This is a genomic window from Peribacillus sp. B-H-3 (genome assembly GCF_048572925.1).
Lineage (GTDB): Bacteria > Bacillota > Bacilli > Bacillales > DSM-1321 > Peribacillus.
On record NZ_CP183879.1, the window covers coordinates 3,121,212 to 3,140,320 of the forward strand.

Genomic DNA, 19,109 nt, shown 5'->3' on the forward strand with positions numbered 1-19,109 from the left:
CCTGCAATTTTATTGCATTAAACTGTCCTTAAGCTGAATAAAATTTTAACTTTTTGACCTTCAAAGCCTCTATCATTTTCACTTTTCAGGAAGGTTCCAGCATTCTCCTGTCCAACTGTTCAAGCACTAACGGCCACGCTTGTTTGTGCTGATTCCTGGATTCTTCGTCTGGAAATCCTGAATGTGTTAGATACAACTTCGTACCGTTGCCGTATGGCTCTAGCTTAACAGTAACCACCGTCTCCGCTCCTTTTGTTCCCCCTGCTCCAGTGACCCAAGTGATTTCAATAAGGCTGTTTTGCTCAAGCTTTAAAAATCTGCCGTAATGAGGATAACGTTTATCTTCAAATTCAGTTTCAAAAAAGAAGGCTGTGTTGACTTCTCCCTGCATGATTACGCTTCCAGGCGCCGCAAACCAACGGTCAAACTGGTTTGTCCACGCTTTGAAAAGGACATTTGGCTGTGCATTCATTGTCCGCTCTACCGTTAGATTAAAAGGCCTTGCTGAAAAATCCGGTATATTGACAGGTTTCATAACTTTCCCTCCATGTGCATTTAGTTTTTATTGCAGACAAATATAAAATTATCCAAAAGTTAAAAAAACCCTCTTTTTCCCCGTACTTTATCTAAGTATGATTTCTCCCTATAATTTATTAATTTACTATACAAATAAAACTTTAAAAACACTATTTTACTAACTTCTAGGCTTGCAAGGCAAAATGACTCCCAAAGGTAATAAGATTATTATTAATGAATGAATGAATAATGTTACATGCTGAACCTCTTTGAAAAAGAAAAGACACCCATTTATGAGTGCCTTACGCATTTATGTTAATGCAGATTCTTTAAATGAAACATTTCCAATATCTTTACCGTTTTCGTCTTTTAGGAGATGCCCATACAGCTTGTGTACTTGCCAGTACATGATGTCCACACTCTCTGCAATTATTACGGAATGTTCTATTTTACCGTTACCTTCAACAACGACCGAGTATCTTTTTCTTTTGTTTTCCCTGGACATTTTTGTCCCCCTAGTATTTAGAATCAGCCATGTTTGAAGCAACAAACGTATAATCTTTTTTAACAAATACCCTTTTTTGTAACCTTTAAAACCAGTTACACAACAAGTCATCCTAAAAAATTTGAACCAGGCTATTGAACTCTTTAAAGAAGAAATGTTTCTATACTCATAACCTCTTGGCCTATATCACTTCGATATGAGCTTTCAAAGCTGCTGCAGGATTTACAGGTTTTTGCCCAACTTTGGCCCTAAAAGAGTTTGCGTTGTATCCGGTTCCCAGCAGGCCCAGGATATTCTTGTATCTCTGCCCTTTCCAATTGAAATATTTTAGGAAAGAATAACTCCAGAGTAACTCAATTTCAAGTAAGGGGCGATCAGTTAGTAGACAAGATCAAACTCCCGCACACCCCTATGTTCTACCCTGGCCAAAGGTCCAATAAAAAAAGAGCAACCAGTAAAAACTGGTTAACTCTTTAATACGAAGCAAACTTATGCCAACAATGCCCAGGTAACAATGTTTCTGCCGGCAACTTATTTATATTATCTAATATCCTACAAGGGACTCATAGCAGAAGGATAGATTTTATCTCCTTTGATAATATATTCGTGACAGCTCATTAATGCCGTTTTTAGTGATTCAGGCACTCTCTCCGAATCATATGCACAAACTAAATATAATCCCCCTTCATTGACTAATCTGTCTGCTTCCTTTTCAAACTCTTCTAATATTGCCAATATACTTTCTTGTTCTTCATGCCATTCAACATGAGCCCAGGTACGGAAAGATAAATCATTGTCATAAAAAGGTTTTAAAATATTATTCAGATAAGAAAAAATCACATGCGGCTGAAAACTTCCATTTGAACAGTAGTAGTCAAAATTATTAATAGTATGAACTTGGGACATCTGTTGCTTGGTTAAAATACCTTTTAATTGCCTATTTAATTGAAGGATTATTTTTTCACTCTCTATAATTAATATGTGGTCATCCTGCTCAATCCCTGAACGAATGTACGATATAAGATTATTTAAATATGATTGTTGTTCGGTAATATAATAAAAAATATGTACGCTTTTATTATCTTTGATTATTTGAGAAAATTCCTTTTGCAACTAAATCACTCCTATTTGGTAATTACAATCATATCATTATGGAGTAAATATAACTATGTTTACATTCACGTAAAATCCATTTGAATCCAACACTTTATTTTTAAAGGAAGACCCACGCTAGCATAACAAATATTAAATTCATGCAATTTTACCCCTGTATTTCAGCGAACGGAGAAGCTGCGATGGCAACCATTTTCTTCGATGTATGCACCCGTTAGTTAAAAAAACTCATTTAAGTTTTTACAATATAGATTATCATATTGTACAATAAGAAGAAGAACGCCTAGCGGGCCTAATCTTTTATTAATGCATCTGTTAGCCATCATTCAATATGAAATTATTACTGCTCTACATACAATAAAATGTTTAGGAAGTGGCAATTCGATATAAACATAATTCAGTTAACATAATCCATAGTACTATTAAATATATCCTCTTTTAATTACGATTGAGTAGGTTTTTTTAAGTAAATGTTACCATTTTTAAAATTATCTTAAGATAGTTACAAAATTGCTATGTAAGAAAAACCGCAATATAATAAATTTACAATTATCAAGTAAATATCATTCATTAAAGGGGACTAGGCTATTGGAAACATTACAGATAATGGGCACAGAAATTGAATCTTTTATTCACGAACATGGGGAAACATTTGAACGCAAATTGCTTTCGGAAGCTGTAAATGTCTCAACAAAAATCACGGATATTTTAAATCAGGGAAACATTGATTTGTTAAAAAATGCCCGGACATTGATTTATTATGTAATTAACCAGAAAGATCAAGATTTAGTGGCGTTCGCTAAACAGGAAGGCATCGCTTGGGCGGAGCATGCATTAACACTTGAGTTAAAATTAGAGTGGGTTCAAGCAATCAGAAGAACCTTATGGCATTATGCAGGTATTCTTGATGAGGAAAAAAAGATAACGAATGACCGGTCAGAATTTTATATTTTAGAAAAAAACATCAATGATAATATTGACAGGTTCTTAAATAACTTCTTTCTTAACTATGCCAAATACAAAGAGTCGGTATTTTTAAAACAAAGAGAAATGGTGGAGCACTTATCAGTTCCGATCATACCTGTCAGCGGTAACGTTTCTGTTTTACCGCTTATTGGGACAATAGACTCCTACAGAATTCAAATAATTGAAGAAAAAGTTTTAAACGATATAGCAAAATCGAGAATACAGACACTTGTTATGGACCTTTCTGGTATTGCCATGATGGAACGGGATGTCATAAATCATTTTGAAATGATATTGGCTGGGGTTAAAATGATGGGCTGCAAAACAGTTCTTACTGGCCTTCGTCCTGAGCTTGTAAGAAAAATGGTGCACGCGGGAGTCCGTTTTGATGAAGATGCAGATACTAAAGGTACACTACAGGAAACTTTAAAACAATATTTATGAATAAAAATCAAGGGCCGTTGGCAGCGGTCTTTTTTTTTGATTGTTAAAGCGGCGAAAGTGGCATCCAGGAAGGCTGTTAAATTATCATTATGCCCAAGGTGCCCCGCTTCCTCAATTGTTACCATTTTGCAATTCGGAATAAGCTATAATACTTTCTAGTAAATCTCCCACTTTTTCTGCATTTCCTTCGGTGAATGAGGCATGTCATTTTTCAGCCACCATTCCACTACGCCTACGTAAGCATTGGCAACAAATTCGACAACGATATCTGCGTTTTGAGCTAAATTTTTCCCATTTGTTATATCTACGACTTTTTTGAATTCATCGATATTATGCTGAATAAACCTGTACGAAAGTAACAGCCCCTTCACTCGCCAGCATCGTCGAAAAAAACAAATAGTTGCGTTCAAGATATTGCATGCCGGATACGGTCGATTCAATCCATTCCATCTCAGCTTCTAACTCACAAAGGTTAACCATATTACTGATTTGTTCCTCAATAATCTTATCTAGCAGGTCAAATTTGTCCAAGTAATGAAGTTAAACAGTAGCACGTTTAATATCTGCCCTGATAATTCTTCTATTCACTTTAGCCATTGTCAACACCATACCCTTACTGAGATAATCCACAATTTAATCCGTTTTGTTGTAAAAACAACAAAACGGATTAAATTATCTAGTTCTTTATCTTGTTTTAATTATTTTTATACTATAAATTATTAACAGGTGTTATTAAAGAATCGATTTTATCTTTAATTGAGATGTAAAGATCTTATCCTTTGGAGATTTCAATAAGTCAAAACACATTCTGATGTTTAAAGTTAGATAAACAAAGGAAAATGGAATAAGGTTCTTTTTATAAGAACCACTGCAGCAATTTTAAATTATGGGAGGTTATTTTTAATGATAAATGTAAAAGCAAGAGCTGTTGATGGTCCGGACAAATCCTTTCGAAAAGCTGAGATTCAAAGAAGGGATCTTAATTCACATGATATTTTAATAGAAATTAAATTTGCAGGCATTTGCCATTCAGACATCCATACCGCACACGGCGAGTGGGGGCCTGTAAACTATCCGCTGGTACCTGGACACGAAATTGCAGGTATTGTCACCGATGTAGGCGCCAATGTGACAAAGTATAAAGTTGGAGACCGGGTTGGTGTGGGATGTATGGTGGATTCTTGCGGCGAATGTGAGAATTGCAAAAAAGGTGAAGAACAATATTGCCTTAAAGGAAATGTTCCTACATATGCCGGTGTAGATAAATACGGTGAACCTACTCAAGGTGGTTATTCTACCCACATTGTCGTAGTTGAAGACTTTGCAGTGAAGATTCCTGATAGTATTCCACTTGATGCTGCAGCTCCATTACTTTGCGCAGGTATTACCACATACTCGCCTTTAAATCATTGGGGAGCAGGTCCCGGCAAGAAAGTAGCGGTTGTCGGAATGGGCGGTCTTGGACATATGGCGGTCAAAATTGCCCATGCCATGAGTGCCGAAGTCACTGTGTTATCACAAACGCTGAACAAAAAAGACGATGGCTTTGAATTTGGTGCTGATCACTACTATGCTACAAGCGATCCGGAAACATTTGAGAAACTTGCCGGAACGTTTGACTTAATTATTAATACGGTAAGTGCAAAGATTGACATTAATGCTTATTTCTCATTGTTAACACTTGATGGAACACTAGTTAATGTCGGTGCTCCTGCAGAGCCATTGCCAGTAAATGTATTTTCTCTCATTGGCCACCGCCGTTCATTTGCGGGTTCAATGATTGGAGGTATCCGTGAAACTCAGGAGATGCTGAACTTCTGTGCAGAACACAATATTGCCCCGAAAATTGAAGTCATTTCGGCTGACCAAATTGACGAAGCCTACAAGCGGGTATTATCTTCGGATGTGAAATATCGATTCGTGATTGACACAAGCACAATCTGAATTAAATTAAATAAGACATGGGAATGGAAATTTTAATTGATAGGCTCTATTGAACTTGTCTGTTGATTTCTTCTCCAATCAACAGGGTACTTTAACAAAGCCAAAAGAAATGAAGATTATTAGAAAATCACCCCCTTTTTCTTTGGGGGTGATTTTTTTACTGGTAAAATTTTTCGATAGGAGTTGTGTTTTTTGAAAAGCGGAATAGGATGCTGATTTGCATATTAACCATAGGTGTCTTGGCATCTTAAATACTGAAATAGGCGTTATGGGTTTATTACCTTCCATTGCTAATTTCTTTGATATCAGCATAATTAAAGCAAGGTGGCTGGTAAGTCTTTTTGCTCTTACAATGCTGTATCTGGGCCAGTGATGCCGCGAGTCCCTTGGTTTAATATGTTTTCCATGTATTTTTAAATAAGAAGTAAACAACGAAAAGGGGAGTAAAGTTACCCCCTTCTCAAAAATTCCCTATATTTATTTCTGTTATTTTATTTTAAAGGTAGAAACCGAATCATTTAACTCTTCCGCTAAATTAGCCAATGATTGTGATGTTGCCGCAGTTTGTTCGCTTGCTGCCGCCGATTCTTCACTAGCACCTGCTATACTTTCAACTGCTTTCATAGCCTCGGCGGATTGTGCAGACTGGTTTGCACTAGCTGAAGCAATGTTTTCGATTGACTTCATAACTTCTGTTGACTGCGCTGACTGCTTATCACTTGCTGATCGTATTTCTGCTACTTTTGCAGAAACCTGACCAACCATATTTGCGATAGTGTTGAATGCTATCCCAGTTTTATGAGAGTTATCTACCTCTTCTTTTACTGCTTTAACACTACTTTTTGTACTGTACTGAATACCTTTTATAATCTCTGAAATTTCCTTAGTTGCCTCGCTGCTTTTTTCTGCAAGTTGACGTACCTCATCTGCTACAACGGCGAAACCTTTGCCTTTTTCACCTGCACGTGCTGCTTCAATTGCTGCGTTCAACGCCAACAGATTTGTCTGACTGGAAATACCGTCTATTACCTTGATAATATCCCCAATCTTGTTTGCATCCTTTTCAAGCAGAAACATCTTTTCACTTACCCCTATCATTCCATCAATAGAAGTTTTAACAACTACGCTGCCATTTTCTGATTGTTCGGCTAAAGCCTCTCCTATTATTGCGGTTTCTTTTGCCTTCTTAGCAACTGAATCTATTACTATGTTTAACTCCTTGAAAAGTTGCGCCATTTTTTGTGAATCCTTTGATTGGCCTTCAGCACCGTTTGAAATCTCCGCAAATAATTCAGTGATTCTCTGAGCATCATTTGCCTGAGTATACGCACCGCTTGCTATTTCTTCAGTTGTAGCTGAAATTTGTTGAGAAGAAGCAGCAACACTTTCAGCAGACTGAACGATGCTTCCAACTGTTTTACGCAAATCCAATATCATGTTATTAATAGAGTTAGCCAAAACTCCAACTTCATCTTTGCTAAAGATATCCGTTGTTTTAGTTAAATCCCCCTGTGCTACATCACCTACTAAATCAACAACCCTTTTAAGAGGTCTTGCAATTAACTGGGAAAGTATATATCCAAAAATTATACTGAATAATACCGCAATTATGATAATAGTAATTGTGGCAGAACGAGCAGAACTGTAAAATGCATCAGAATCATCGGCAGACTTTTTACTCAAATCAATGTTAAATTTAATTAAGTCCCTTAAACCATTTTGAACCTTATCCCCTGAAGCTTTAAAATCAGGAGCCATTTTCAAATAGCCGTTTATATCATTGCTATACCCCAATTTAATTGCAGCTTCTAAATAGGTATAATAATCATCCAAGGCAGGCTTCAAAGCATCCAGACGCTTTTGCTCTCCAGGTAACATAGTTGTAGTATTTTCATAAAAATGAATGTTGTCTTGAATTTCCTTTTGTACTTCTCTTATTGTTTTCTGGAACTCATCTTTCTTTTCAGGTGTTTTTGCCACCATAACTAAATCACGAATGTTTACTCTGATTCTCTGATACGCAGTTTCAGTAGAACCTAGTTTACTAATAGGAATAACTTGTTCTTTATACATGAAATTTAGATTTTCATTTGATTTGCTTAAGTTTGTTAAACCATAAATCCCAACGGCGCCTAGAATAATACTCATTAATACAAATGATGAAATTAATTTTACTGAAGTTTTAAGATTAATAAACCATTTCATGCTCATATCCCTTACTTTCCCGAATGTTTTATCTCAGTTGACCTTCAAGAAACCACCATATGTGATTTACATTATGAACAACTTTTTGGTCCTGCTACCAACGGAAAATGAGATTGAATTTTCCATATCCCTCAAATAAAATGACCCAACAATGGAGCATATAAGATCATCTAATCTGTTTGCATAATTAATAACAATTAGAAATACTATCAATTGGTATTTTTTTGATAAAAATAGTTATTCTAATATCTCTTATCAATATATCGGTCTCTAACAATAATATTAAAGAATTATTTGTATAAATGTGCAAAATCCTTTACTCCAACTGGGACATCCACTTTTCCGATCTGTTTGCCTATTTCCTGGAGTGTCTTTGAAGTATTTTTCACTGTGGCTTGGGCGTATTGTTTGTGTTGAATGGGATATTCGCTGGCTTACTGCCGATGAATCTCTCTGCTGCCCCAAGTCCGATTATGCTGAGTGCCTGGGTGAGGCTTTGCTGCTTTTGTTCGTCTGTCAGCTTGTTTCCTAAAAAGTCCCTTCCTGTGATGGCCTCTCCCAGTCAAAGGCGGCGGTGAGCCCGTAGATGCCTTTTTCGGTCTGCTGAAGAACCTTGGGCTTTACTGGCTGAAGCTGTTATTATAGTTTTTCTATCTATTTTCTTTAATCAATTTTACCCGTTTATTTATAAATAATTATTTGATTTATAGAAGAATTAAAAAATACTTCTTTATAATTATCACTATTATTAAGAGACACTATATTTTCTTGTTTCTCAATAATACATATCGGATCGCCAGAACCAGTTGATCCCAAATAATAATATTTTTGTAACTTTTCTGGCATATATAGAAAAATACCTCTTCACTTCATCCAAAAAATTTGCGCTCATTAAATTTTTTTATTAAATATAATTGGTGGGCCATCTTTGTTAACATCCCATTTATCATTAAATTCTTCTGGTAGTATCGTCTTCTCACCTCTTAAATTATTTATAAAAGTTTCTAATCTAGTTGAAATTTCATCATCTATACCAGTGATTCCCCATTCCTTTTCTATGAATACCAACATAACTGGGATGGAAGCTTATTGGTAAAGCTACAGCTTGACCACCTTCTCCTATATGGTGATGCCTCATGGGATCTTTTATATACCTCTTATACTGTGGAAAATGTTTTATAAATTGTTCATCAACAATTGAACTCGACCTCTCTTTATCAAGTCGTATTGTCGGCACTTTAAAACTCTGGATTACTTTTAAGTAATGTATTAAAATTTTTTTGCATTTCTCTCCCAGCCTGCATCATTAGTTCCTGAAATAGCTTTACCTTTAAAATTCATTGCAACTACAAGTCTAGGATCAACTAAATACTCTTCATCAGTGAATTAGTACCTTAACAATATCTGACCTCCATATTCAGCTTGTGTTCAGCACTACCAAAAATCAATTTAGACAGACGAAAGGTGAGCCAACATCTTCTGTAAGCCCACCCTGTCTATTTCCATGCTTCTTCATTGAATTTGCCACCTCTTATTCCTTCATCTGAAAATATGGATCAAATTCTATTTTTCTTAATGCGGTAACGCCAACATTTTGAAAATTTTAGACGCTAAGCAATTTAAACTTAAAAAAGTTGATTCCTTAAACTACAGGAATCAACTTTTTAATTTGGCTTTTTCAAGTAAGCACAGTTGATGGAGAATATTCAAAATTCAAATTCTTTAATTTTAGCATTTGGACTTAATACTTTTTCCGGTACAAATTCTTCTGGTTGTTCTCCATTTTTCACTTTATTTGCCCAGTCATCGTTGGCAAGAGCTCCACGACCTAAAGTGATAACATCTGCTTCACCTTTTTCTATAATCTCTTTTGCTTTTTTGGGGTCATGAAGGCTCCCGTTTGCGATAACAGGTAATTTGCCATACTTTTTAGCTAACGCTGCAAGAGTAGGTCCATCTCCAAAGGCTGAATCTGTTGCGTCTGTTCCTTCACCTTCAGGGAATGCAGGTTGCCATGCTTCAAATTCTGTTACATGGATAAAATCTAGTCCTGCTTGTCCTAACTGACCAAAAATAATTTCGGCATCTTTTTCTTTATCGGCCCACTTATGATAATAGTCATTTATTTTCCCCTGAGAAATTCTAATACCAATTGGATATTCCTTTCCAACTACTTCACGCACTACACTTGAAACTTCCACCAATAAACGAACACGATTTTCTGTAGTTCCACCATATTCATCAGTTCTTTTATTTGTATAATCCGTCAAGAACTGATCAAGGATATACCCATTGGCCCCGTGAATTTCAATTCCATCAAAACCAGCCTCTTTAGCATTCTTTGATGCCTCAACAAACCCTTTAATTATCTCCGTAATATCCTCCTTTGTCGCTTCTTTTGGTAATGGGAATGTTCCATCCCCACCATAAACTTTCATTTGCTGTCCTTTTGGTTGAACTGCTGATGGTCCTAACGTGTCACTTACAAATCGGTTTCCTTGAGATAAGGCACCCGCGTGCATCAATTGAACAAATATTCTCCCACCCTCTTGATGAACAGCATCCGTAACCTTCTTCCAAGCCTTTACTTGTTCGTTGTCTATGATACCGGGTTGATCAAAATACCCTTGACTATAAGTATTATCTGGATATGTTCCCTCGGTTATGATTAAACCAAATCCCCCCCGAGCAAATTTCGCATAATAATCAACCATTTGGTCAGTCGCTACTCCTTCTGGTGTAGCACTTGTTCGTGTCATTGGGGCAACACCCACCCGATTGTCTAGTGTTATGCTACCTAATGTCACCGTTTCAAACAGTAAATCTTTGTTTGCCATAATGTAAACTCCTTCCATATTCCAAATCATGTATAGTATGTTCCATTGTTGAATTAATTAACAGCCGTCAATACCGCAGGCCATGCCTTCCATTAAAATAACAGGCTTTTGTTTATCCAATTCATCCTTTATTATTTGTTCCAAAGTTTCTTTTGAATGTACTCCCGCGATAGTCGTATCTCCAATAACAAATGTCGGACGGCGGTAATATTCGCTTCATCATAGTATTCGGACAATTACCTCTACTGGTTTAGCTTTCTTGAGAAAGGCAAAAAAAAATAGCTGAAAAAGAACAGATAAATCAAATGTTGCTCAGTTCCTGCCAAAATTCTAATCATATTACAGTGAAATTCTTGCGTGAGGTATAAATAAAATACAGCCCATTCTATAAGAACCGGCTTATACTCAATTCTACAAAAACGTATGACGATTAATTACAAAACGCAAATGTACTCTCTCAAAAGATTCTTGCCAACCTATGTTCAATTTTCTTCTGAAGTTGCAGTAGTTTAGGATTACCGTTAATTTTAATGTAAAAACTCTTTAAAAATGTTTTGATATTAAATACTAATAACCAATACTTTTCTTTTTCAATCTGTTCCTTTTGAATTTTTAATTCATTCGGTAAGTGTTGTAGTAATTCTTCTATATCTGCTGCATTCAACCCCCTTTCTAGCATTTCAAGAATAGGGATTAATAACCTTTCATCTTCATCGTGAACATAGACACTACTTGATATAAGAACTTTACTCCATAACACTCTTAATATTTCAGGATAATCTTCTTTATCTAGCTTTGGATTCTTCACCAACATTTCAAAAGTGTCAGCTACATGGGCGACACTGTGAGCCCATCCTTTCCCGGCGACATACCCTCTTAAATCTTTCTCAAGGTAAATGTACTTCATTAACTCCTCTTTAATGCTATTTACTTTGCTTGAGGATAAAAAATTTTCTTGATTATCCCTGTTAAGTATTAATGCTACTAAAAGGGTTGAAAATGCTCTTGTGAACACGGTGTCGGTTTCCTTTTCGCCGATACCTTTAAACATTAGTTCCATACAAGTATCTAAGAGTTCGGTTAATAGTTGAGTTTCAATTTGATTACTCTCAATAATTAATTTATAAAAAGAAGTATAAATCAACTGGTCACGGAGTTCGCTATCCGTAGAACCAATATGCTCTAACATCGACTTTAAAACGGAAGTTTTATCTACGTCTTGCCAATGACATTTTTCATTTTTAAGTTCAGTTAAGATAGACTTTAGTTCACTTTCGCTCAATGAAACACGTCCTAATGATAACCTCATAATTATCCCCTTTTTTATGTAACTGAATATTGAATACTGTATAAACGTGTTTGTTAGCAGGAAAAACTCTTGTAAACATACTACCATAAAAAGTAAATTTTTTTTAACCTCATTTAAAAGCAACAATCTATACGAAAAGTGCCTAAAATAAAAATAAGTTTGTGAAGGTTGACACTAACGGGCAGATTAGTTGTATAAAACATGCGTTTATCTATAATTGGTAATATATTCATAATTGTAGAGGGGTTGAGAACTTGATAGAAGGAATATTTGAAGCACATTTGCCAGTAAAAAATTTAGATGTTTCATTGGAGTTTTATAAAAGGCTGGGTTTGGAACTTGCATGGCGTGATGAAGAAACTGCTTTTTTTTTGATTGAAAAAGGAAAAAGTTGGTTAGGTTTGTGGGAAGGAAATGAGTATCAAACGCCATACCATCCTTCCTTACGACATATTGCTTTTCGAGTTTCATATGAAAATTTAAAAGAATCTTTAAAATGGTTAGATTCTATTCAAGTAAAAGTCGTGCCATTTGGTAGTAGAAAATCTATTGAGCCATTTATTCGACCATATCAAGAAAATGCTTCCGTTTACTTTGAAGACCCTGATGGTAACAGTTTGGAAATGATGTGTTCTGTTGAAGTTCCTAATGCTTTAAAACATATTACTGATAAGCTGTCCTTTGAAGATTGGGAGGAATTAGCTAAAAGTAAATTATAAAAAGAGAAGGCATAATTATTTATTTTGCTTAATGAACTAAACAGCTAATAGTTTGTCAACATTTTTCAGTTAAAACATTAAATCTCTAATGTTATACTAAAAAAGAACATGCCAAATAACCTTCCTAGATATTCGTTTGGAAGGTTTTTCATTATTTAGTTAGACATATAATCTAAGCTGTATCCTGGAAAGTTGTATTGCTTTTTAAAAGCGTATAAATCCATTGTAAAAGTTTATTGGCACAAGCTATAACGGCGACTTTAAAGGGTTTTCCTTCTTCTCGTTTTTTATCATAAAACTCCCGTAACCTTTTGTTACGAGGGATGATCTCATCAGTGGTTTTCTTTTTGCGACAATCACGAATGGCGCAGCGTACAGCCATATATAAGGCGTGTCGAAGTCTGCTTGATCCTCTTTTGGTTATTCGGTTTACCGTGCCTTTAAATCTACCAGATTCAAAAACCCTAGGATCAATCCCGGCAAAGGCCACTAGCTTTTTGGGATGATTAAACCGATCAATTTCTCCAATTTGGGAAATGATCGTTGCCGCGATTTTTTCACCATACCAGGGATTGATTATCTTATATTCTTGTAATTCTTTTGCCAAAACATCTATCTCGGCTTCTAATCTTGATAAATGTTTTTGGTATTCTAAAAGTAAGGAGGATGTAGAGCCGTATAAGAAAAGAGGCATCCAATTATTAAATTTGCGCAATCTTACTAGACAACACTATAATATTACGGGTATCTATGTACAAACAAAATTACAATTTCAGGCTATCTTAGATCAAGTTTTTCCTGAATATAGGGGTGTTTTTGGTGACTTATATTCCTTCGTCTCTTTGCTTACTTTAAAAGAATATCCTACGTCTAAAAACGTTTTGGAAATGGGACAAGAAAGGCTTTTTCTTTTCCAAGTATGCTTGAACCTGACTTTCACCTTTTGCGACATCCAGACCTATTACTGGATTCATTCTAAAATCTCCTCCTCCTAGGAAATTAACCGGTACCCCTAATCCTTCTTGTAGTGTGACAGCTTCGCTTATTATTCGGGATCTTTGTCCCAACCAGCCTCAATCGTTTTTCTACAAGCAGGGGGCGAACTGTTTAGTTAACGGGGATCTATGTCTAGTCCCACGGGTGCTTACGTTCTACCCCGGCTATCGATATAAAAAATGATCAACCAGAAATATCTGGCTGATCTTATAATACGAATGGGTGCTTGTGTTCAATACCCCAAATTATCTATAAGCCGAAAATATGCAAGGTTTTTAAAATTCTTTTCAATTATACGGTTTGCTGCTTAATTTATCTAACTCTTCATCAATTTTCGAAGTATCGATCCGCTCAAAAAGGGGTTCAACATTTGATATAGAATAAGGTGGAATTAAAAACGATTTCCAACTGGCAACAGTTATATTTAACATTCTTTTGACCTTTTCACTGGAAAAAGGAAGAAACGGGGTCAATACATTCGCTAAATTTCCGATTAAGTAAATGCAATTTCCTAATGTTTGTAGGCAAGAGTCCTTATCCTCGTTTACCTGTTTCCAAGGTTGCTGTTCATCGAAATATTTATTAGCGTATCTAACAAGTTCAAATGTTTTTTCCAGTGCCTGCTTAAAGGATGCTGATTCAATGAATTGTCCTACTTCGTCGTATAATAAGTTAACTCTTTCAATAAAAGTGGAAGTGGCGGATTTTTCAGGGATGACACCATCAAACGACTTTTGAATGAATTTCAACGTCCTATTGACAAAGTTTCCATAAGCCCCTAACAGTTCACTATTATGGCTATAAATGAATTCTTTCCAGGAAAAGTCGGCATCTCGGCTTTCTGGAGCGTTGATTGTTAAAAAATAACGTATAGAATCAGGTTCATATCTATTTAGAATATCAGGGACCCAAACAGCCCAATTTCTGCTAGTGGACAGTTTCTTCTTTTCCAATGTCAGATACTCATTCGATACTATATGAGTTGGCAAAGGTTCTTTTCCCAATCCGGCCAAAATCCCTGCCCATATTATTGAATGGAAAGGAATATTATCTTTTCCGTGTACGTAATAAGAAGTGGTACTTGAATTCCAAAAAGCTGAGTCATCTCTTTTAGTTTCCTTTGCCCATAGCTTGCTGCAGTGTAATAGCCCGATACTGCTTCAATCCAAACATAAATTTTCTTATCTTCATATCCAGGAACCGGAACACTTACCCCAATAGGCAAATCCCTTGAAACCGGCCGGTCCTGCAACCCTTCTTTTAAATATCTTAGGGTTAATGAATTTGCATTATCTCTCCATAGATGTTTGTCCTTAGCCTCTTCTGTATAATTTTCTAAAACCTTCTGGAATAAACTTAATGAAAAGTAAAAATGCTGCGTTTTCCTTGTAGTAGGTGGATTATCACAAATTTTGCATTTTCTATCAAGCAGCTCAAGCGGTTCTAAAACGGTGGAACAATTATCACATTGATCACCTCGGGCGGTTGCTCCACAGTTTGGACAAGTTCCCTCAACATACCGATCAGGTAAAAATTGCTGATCATATTCGCAATATGTTTGCTCAATTTCCTTTTTATAGATAAGTCCCTTATCAAGCAGTTTCAAAAAAATCTCTTGGACGATTTTATGGTGGTGCACTGTATCGGTCCTTGTATAAGTATCATAAGAAAACCCTAGCTTTGAAAAGCACCCAACAAATTCTTGATGATATCGATTAGCAATTTCCTTTGGTGTGAGATCTTCCTGTTTTGCCCTGATTGTTATTGGTGTACAATTACAATCGCTTCCTGATACGTATAAAACCTGTTCTCCTTTTAAACGGTAATACCTTGCCAAAATATCTCCAGGCAACAAACTAGAAATGTGGCCAAGATGTAATGAACCATTTGCGTAAGGCCACGCACCGCCAATAAAAACAGCCATAATTTAGACCTCCTAAATTAATAAGAATAAAAACAAAAAACCCCGCCCTTAACAACGTTAAGGACGAGGTTTAATTCCCGTGGTACCACCTTTTTTCGCAAATGATTCACACCATTTGCCTCAACAAGTACTGAGTAATATCACTCTTATACTGTGACAATGCTAACGAGTGCCAAATCTCGTCGTATCCTACTAATACAATAGTATTTTCAGTACGAAACTCAGAGACCATTGTTCAAATGAATGTTTTTGCTTCTTTTCAGCTACCGAAGCTCTCTGTCAAAAACGAATCCATTTTACTTTTTCTCTTCATTGTCTTTATTTTATAATTACAAATATTCTATTCAATATTTTTCCATAAGTCAACATCAAAAGCAACTCGAACAAGGCTTGTTGATCATCGTATCGGTTCTTTCTTCTTAATATCAGATACTACATCGAGTATTAAAATACACTTCTCTTTCTTTTTTTCCTTTTCCAAACACGATAACGCGGACTGTTCTGCAAAGTGGTATAACCATCATGAGCACTCGATTCTCAAAACAAATAATTATTGTATGTTCACTAAATAATACATTGTTTCAGATTATCTCCTGGATTACAGTGAAAAAGAGTATCTAGAAGAATGTGCTTGTTAACACAACAACCTTTTTTCCATATTGAGTCCTTCCCGTTACAGTAATTAAAATTCGTGTAACGCTTTTTAAACGAATAGCGAGTATTTTACGACCGTCTCTAGTAAAAATACAACCCAAAATTTATAAGTCCAGATAGCAAAAGCCTATCCTTTCATGTTATGAATTATTTATCGCCACGATCTGTGTCATTCATGTGTTATCCAAAGCATAATGTACACGAAGTATTCATAATGCTTTTTAAATCTTTATGTATTCTTGTAAGCTTCAGCCTAGATTTTATTTCTATTAGACATGCATGAGAATCAAAGGAGAAACGTACCACTGAAAAAAAGCTCTTCAGAGATCGTTAATCCCAAAGAGCTTATTTGTAATATCAAATCATTTGGTGACGATGGTCCCATCATTACACAAAAGCATATAACCTCAATTATCTATCAATAATAAATTTCTTAACATTATAGTTTTTTTATCAATTCTAAAACTTCAATCTCATCCTGATCTACTATTTTTTCATAGTAGTATTTATCTGTACGTTCAAATCCATTTTGCCTTGCAAGTTCCGCATTAGTAGTACCTAGTCTAAATTGTGATCCTTCTTTATTAAAATTTAAATTATATATATTTCCTCTGTACTTTGCCTTGTAATCAACTTCATAAATTTCATCAAGTTCAACCTTATTCATTTCCTTGATATATAGCCTGGGTAAGTTAGCACTATCTTTATAGTTACTAGGATAAATTTTTTCCTTAAACCCATTGTTCAAATCCACTTTATCTTCACTAACTAATCTTATACTATCTCCATCAATATTACTGACCCTAAAGATTTTACTTGTATATTTTGCAAAAGTCCCTTTTTCCATACATTTCCCCCCTTATTATTTGACTGGTGTAAACACTTTTAAATCACTATCAAATATAGCTACTAGTTTTTCAATACCATCCGTTACTCTATATAATTCTGCTCCATTATTAGGAAAATATCTATTATCAAATTGCCACTCAGGAACTAATTCACCATTTCTTGACCCTGTAAAACCATTCAGTGTACATGGTGGACCATCTGTATTTGTTCCTCCGAAGCGCTCTCCGTAAGGGATCTCAATATTATCTGCCCTGTTAGTTGTAAATTTAATTTTCCCGTATACATTCCCATCTTCAGGGAAAGGCCTACTTCCATTCCAAGAAGTGTAGTCAAGGCGGAAAGATTCAACAACATCACCATAGTTTTTAATATGACCAACGTCATCAACTTTAGCAATATATCCTCCAATTTCAGCATAATCTCCGGATAAATATTTTTCTATATCACTAGCTGGAATTGTTTTCTGTAACAGAGTATCTTTTGTAATTAGAGGTACCGAATCTCTTATTCCTTTTATCATATGAACTACATCACTAGTTAATTCTGATATATGCTTTAGTTTCAATTCTTGGAATTCACTCAATGTTAATTTATGTCTTTTTAAAGCTTCTCCTATTTGGGCTTTGAAACTATTTTCGGATATACCACCATCAAGTATAGTTTTAACTTTGCTAGCTTCATTAACAATTTTGCCCGTACCCTCACTACCACCACTTAACTCCTTATTAACCTGTTTCTGTTCCTTCTTCTTCGCAAGCTTCTCTCCAAGACCCCGCTTCACTTCGCTGAGGGTTTTGGTTTCGATGGCAAGGACATTTGGCTGAATGGGGCGGTTTGCGGCCATTTTTAGTACTTTTGCGCCCACTGGGACATCGACTTTTCCGATTTGTTTGCCGAGTTCCCGGAGTATCTTTTGAGCATTTTTTACTGTGGTTTGGGCGTATTGTTTGCTGTAGGTGTTGAATGGGATATTCGCCGGCTTTCCGCCGATGAATTGCCTGTTGCCCCTAGTCCGATTAAGCCAAGTGCCTGGGTGAGGCTTTGCTGCTTTTGTTCTTCTGTCAGCTTGTTTCCTAAAAAGTCCCTTCCTGTGATGGACTCTCCCAGTCAAAGGCAGCGGTGAGTCCGTAGAGGCCTTTTTCTGTCTGCTGAAGAACCTTGAAGCTTTTGGAGGTTTTATAGGCATCCAGGGCATGATCGGCGGCATTGAGTACCTTCGCGGTTTTGTAGATTGCCCTTCCGCCCTTTGCTGCTCTGCCTGCCAGCCTACTACAGGGATAAATCCGGCTGCGGCATTGTAGCGCCGCAACACGCTGAGCTGTGGTCAGTTCTGGTGTGTAACAGGGTCAACGCCTTCTGTCGTCGTCCTGATGTAGTCGTAATATCTGGTCATTTCGCCGGTTAAGGTCTTCGCTGTGTCCCAAGTTTGTTCATATGGAAGTCAAAAAATCTGCAATAATGTGCTCGTTTACAAAAATATGTAACATTCAAGCCTTGTTCTTTTCAATATATTTTAATTTCACCTTCTTTGTATTTCAAACTGTATATATCTTTCGCTTGCCCTTTTGTTGAAACTCTTATATACCCAAGAACGTTCAATTTCTCACCCTCCCGTTGCATAAATTTTAATTTTTGTAACGCTTTTTAATAGCGAGTATTATACGACCGTCTCTTGTAAAAATACAACCCAAAATTTAAAAGCAAAGGCAATTTTACATCTCTCTTTCACGTTACCAGTAGTTTATCGCCACGAGCTTTGTCATACTCATTAGTTTGTTAGCTATTCCCTGTCATAACTACCCCCGCCATGTAAAATGTTATATCGCCTAGTTATCGTACTTATCACAAAATCTAATTATAAAATCAATACTCCATGATGGTATTTACCTTCATGAGCTATGAATTTCAGTAAAGCATCATCCATGTCGTCCAAAGCTTAAATATCTCATAAAAAACAAAAACACCTGTTGCCTAAAAGGCAATCAAGTGCTTTATAGTTAGCTATATAAAATACTTCATTTCTATTTCTAGCTTTAAACCAACGAGCCCTGTTTAATTTCGTAATTTCCAGGCTTGTTTCCTATAACAATAAATACTTTATTACATTAAAGTCTTCTCGCCTAGTTAT

At 35.9% G+C, this 19,109-nt stretch carries 12 protein-coding genes, 7 pseudogenes and 1 other annotated feature; of the genes and pseudogenes, 5 read left to right on the forward strand and 14 right to left on the reverse strand.

What is annotated here, in order from left to right; genetic code table 11:
- Nucleotides 1–85 precede the first annotated feature (85 nt).
- The 3 genes from ACN6MY_RS15525 to ACN6MY_RS15535 form a co-directional block, all read right to left on the reverse strand.
- A complete protein-coding gene (locus tag ACN6MY_RS15525; RefSeq protein ID WP_419881006.1) occupies nucleotides 86–535 on the reverse strand; it encodes an SRPBCC family protein in 450 nt (149 codons plus the stop codon).
- A 291-nt stretch (nucleotides 536–826) separates the two neighbouring features.
- Nucleotides 827–1,021 (reverse strand): hypothetical protein, encoded by a 195-nt coding sequence (locus ACN6MY_RS15530; protein WP_419881007.1) that lies wholly within the window; start codon nucleotides 1,019–1,021, stop codon nucleotides 827–829.
- 552 nt (nucleotides 1,022–1,573) lie between these two features.
- Complete coding sequence (locus tag ACN6MY_RS15535) at nucleotides 1,574–2,134, reverse strand: MEDS domain-containing protein (RefSeq protein WP_419881008.1); 561 nt, start codon at nucleotides 2,132–2,134, stop codon at nucleotides 1,574–1,576.
- Nucleotides 2,135–2,740: 606 nt separating this feature from the next.
- On the opposite strand from ACN6MY_RS15535, the gene ACN6MY_RS15540 reads away from it, so the two are divergent.
- Nucleotides 2,741–3,544, forward strand: a complete 804-nt coding sequence (locus ACN6MY_RS15540; protein WP_419884184.1) for an STAS domain-containing protein — start codon at nucleotides 2,741–2,743, stop codon at nucleotides 3,542–3,544.
- A 111-nt stretch (nucleotides 3,545–3,655) separates the two neighbouring features.
- On the opposite strand, the pseudogene ACN6MY_RS15545 reads toward ACN6MY_RS15540, so the two are convergent.
- Nucleotides 3,656–4,153: pseudogene (locus tag ACN6MY_RS15545) on the reverse strand (TetR-like C-terminal domain-containing protein).
- Between the two features lie 294 nt (nucleotides 4,154–4,447).
- On the opposite strand from ACN6MY_RS15545, the gene ACN6MY_RS15550 reads away from it, so the two are divergent.
- Nucleotides 4,448–5,488 carry an NAD(P)-dependent alcohol dehydrogenase gene (locus ACN6MY_RS15550; protein WP_419881009.1) on the forward strand — a complete coding sequence of 347 codons (1,041 nt, stop codon included), beginning with the start codon at nucleotides 4,448–4,450 and terminating at the stop codon, nucleotides 5,486–5,488.
- Nucleotides 5,489–5,974: 486 nt separating this feature from the next.
- Here the strand turns inward: ACN6MY_RS15550 and ACN6MY_RS15555 are convergent, their stop codons facing one another.
- The 4 genes and pseudogenes from ACN6MY_RS15555 to ACN6MY_RS15570 all read right to left on the reverse strand — a co-directional run bounded on the left by ACN6MY_RS15555 (nucleotide 5,975) and on the right by ACN6MY_RS15570 (nucleotide 10,530).
- On the reverse strand, nucleotides 5,975–7,693 hold the full coding sequence (locus tag ACN6MY_RS15555) for a methyl-accepting chemotaxis protein (protein ID WP_419881010.1): 1,719 nt from the start codon (nucleotides 7,691–7,693) through the stop codon (nucleotides 5,975–5,977).
- 699 nt (nucleotides 7,694–8,392) lie between these two features.
- Nucleotides 8,393–8,662 (reverse strand): annotated as a pseudogene (locus ACN6MY_RS15560) (hypothetical protein); the annotation flags it as partial.
- Between the two features lie 55 nt (nucleotides 8,663–8,717).
- Nucleotides 8,718–8,930 carry a hypothetical protein gene (locus tag ACN6MY_RS15565; protein ID WP_419881011.1) on the reverse strand — a complete coding sequence of 71 codons (213 nt, stop codon included), beginning with the start codon at nucleotides 8,928–8,930 and terminating at the stop codon, nucleotides 8,718–8,720.
- A gap of 469 nt (nucleotides 8,931–9,399) precedes the next feature.
- On the reverse strand, nucleotides 9,400–10,530 hold the full coding sequence (locus ACN6MY_RS15570) for an NADH:flavin oxidoreductase (protein ID WP_419881012.1): 1,131 nt from the start codon (nucleotides 10,528–10,530) through the stop codon (nucleotides 9,400–9,402).
- Between the two features lie 225 nt (nucleotides 10,531–10,755).
- Here ACN6MY_RS15570 and ACN6MY_RS15575 point away from each other — a divergent pair.
- Nucleotides 10,756–10,898 (forward strand): annotated as a pseudogene (locus tag ACN6MY_RS15575) (IS1595 family transposase); the annotation flags it as partial.
- A gap of 89 nt (nucleotides 10,899–10,987) precedes the next feature.
- Here ACN6MY_RS15575 and ACN6MY_RS15580 read toward each other — a convergent pair.
- Nucleotides 10,988–11,812 (reverse strand): DUF2785 domain-containing protein, encoded by an 825-nt coding sequence (locus tag ACN6MY_RS15580; protein ID WP_419881013.1) that lies wholly within the window; start codon nucleotides 11,810–11,812, stop codon nucleotides 10,988–10,990.
- A 281-nt stretch (nucleotides 11,813–12,093) separates the two neighbouring features.
- On the opposite strand from ACN6MY_RS15580, the gene ACN6MY_RS15585 reads away from it, so the two are divergent.
- Nucleotides 12,094–12,558 carry a VOC family protein gene (locus ACN6MY_RS15585; RefSeq protein ID WP_419881014.1) on the forward strand — a complete coding sequence of 155 codons (465 nt, stop codon included), beginning with the start codon at nucleotides 12,094–12,096 and terminating at the stop codon, nucleotides 12,556–12,558.
- Nucleotides 12,559–12,730: 172 nt separating this feature from the next.
- On the opposite strand, the pseudogene ACN6MY_RS15590 reads toward ACN6MY_RS15585, so the two are convergent.
- A pseudogene (locus tag ACN6MY_RS15590) lies at nucleotides 12,731–13,216 on the reverse strand (transposase); the annotation flags it as partial.
- Nucleotide 13,217: 1 nt separating this feature from the next.
- On the opposite strand from ACN6MY_RS15590, the pseudogene ACN6MY_RS15595 reads away from it, so the two are divergent.
- Nucleotides 13,218–13,463, forward strand: a pseudogene (locus ACN6MY_RS15595) (IS110 family transposase); the annotation flags it as partial.
- A 378-nt stretch (nucleotides 13,464–13,841) separates the two neighbouring features.
- Here the strand turns inward: ACN6MY_RS15595 and metG are convergent.
- From metG to ACN6MY_RS15615, 4 genes and pseudogenes are all read right to left on the reverse strand, one after another.
- Nucleotides 13,842–15,478 (reverse strand): annotated as a pseudogene (gene metG / locus ACN6MY_RS15600) (methionine--tRNA ligase).
- 56 nt (nucleotides 15,479–15,534) lie between these two features.
- Nucleotides 15,535–15,800, reverse strand: a binding site (T-box leader).
- 771 nt (nucleotides 15,801–16,571) lie between these two features.
- Nucleotides 16,572–16,979, reverse strand: a complete 408-nt coding sequence (locus ACN6MY_RS15605) for a hypothetical protein (RefSeq protein ID WP_419881015.1) — start codon at nucleotides 16,977–16,979, stop codon at nucleotides 16,572–16,574.
- Between the two features lie 15 nt (nucleotides 16,980–16,994).
- Nucleotides 16,995–17,846: a hypothetical protein gene (locus ACN6MY_RS15610; RefSeq protein WP_419881016.1), complete on the reverse strand. Its 852-nt coding sequence runs from the start codon at nucleotides 17,844–17,846 to the stop codon at nucleotides 16,995–16,997.
- A 137-nt stretch (nucleotides 17,847–17,983) separates the two neighbouring features.
- Nucleotides 17,984–18,416: pseudogene (locus tag ACN6MY_RS15615) on the reverse strand (pre-toxin TG domain-containing protein); the annotation flags it as partial.
- Nucleotides 18,417–19,109: the final 693 nt, after the last annotated feature.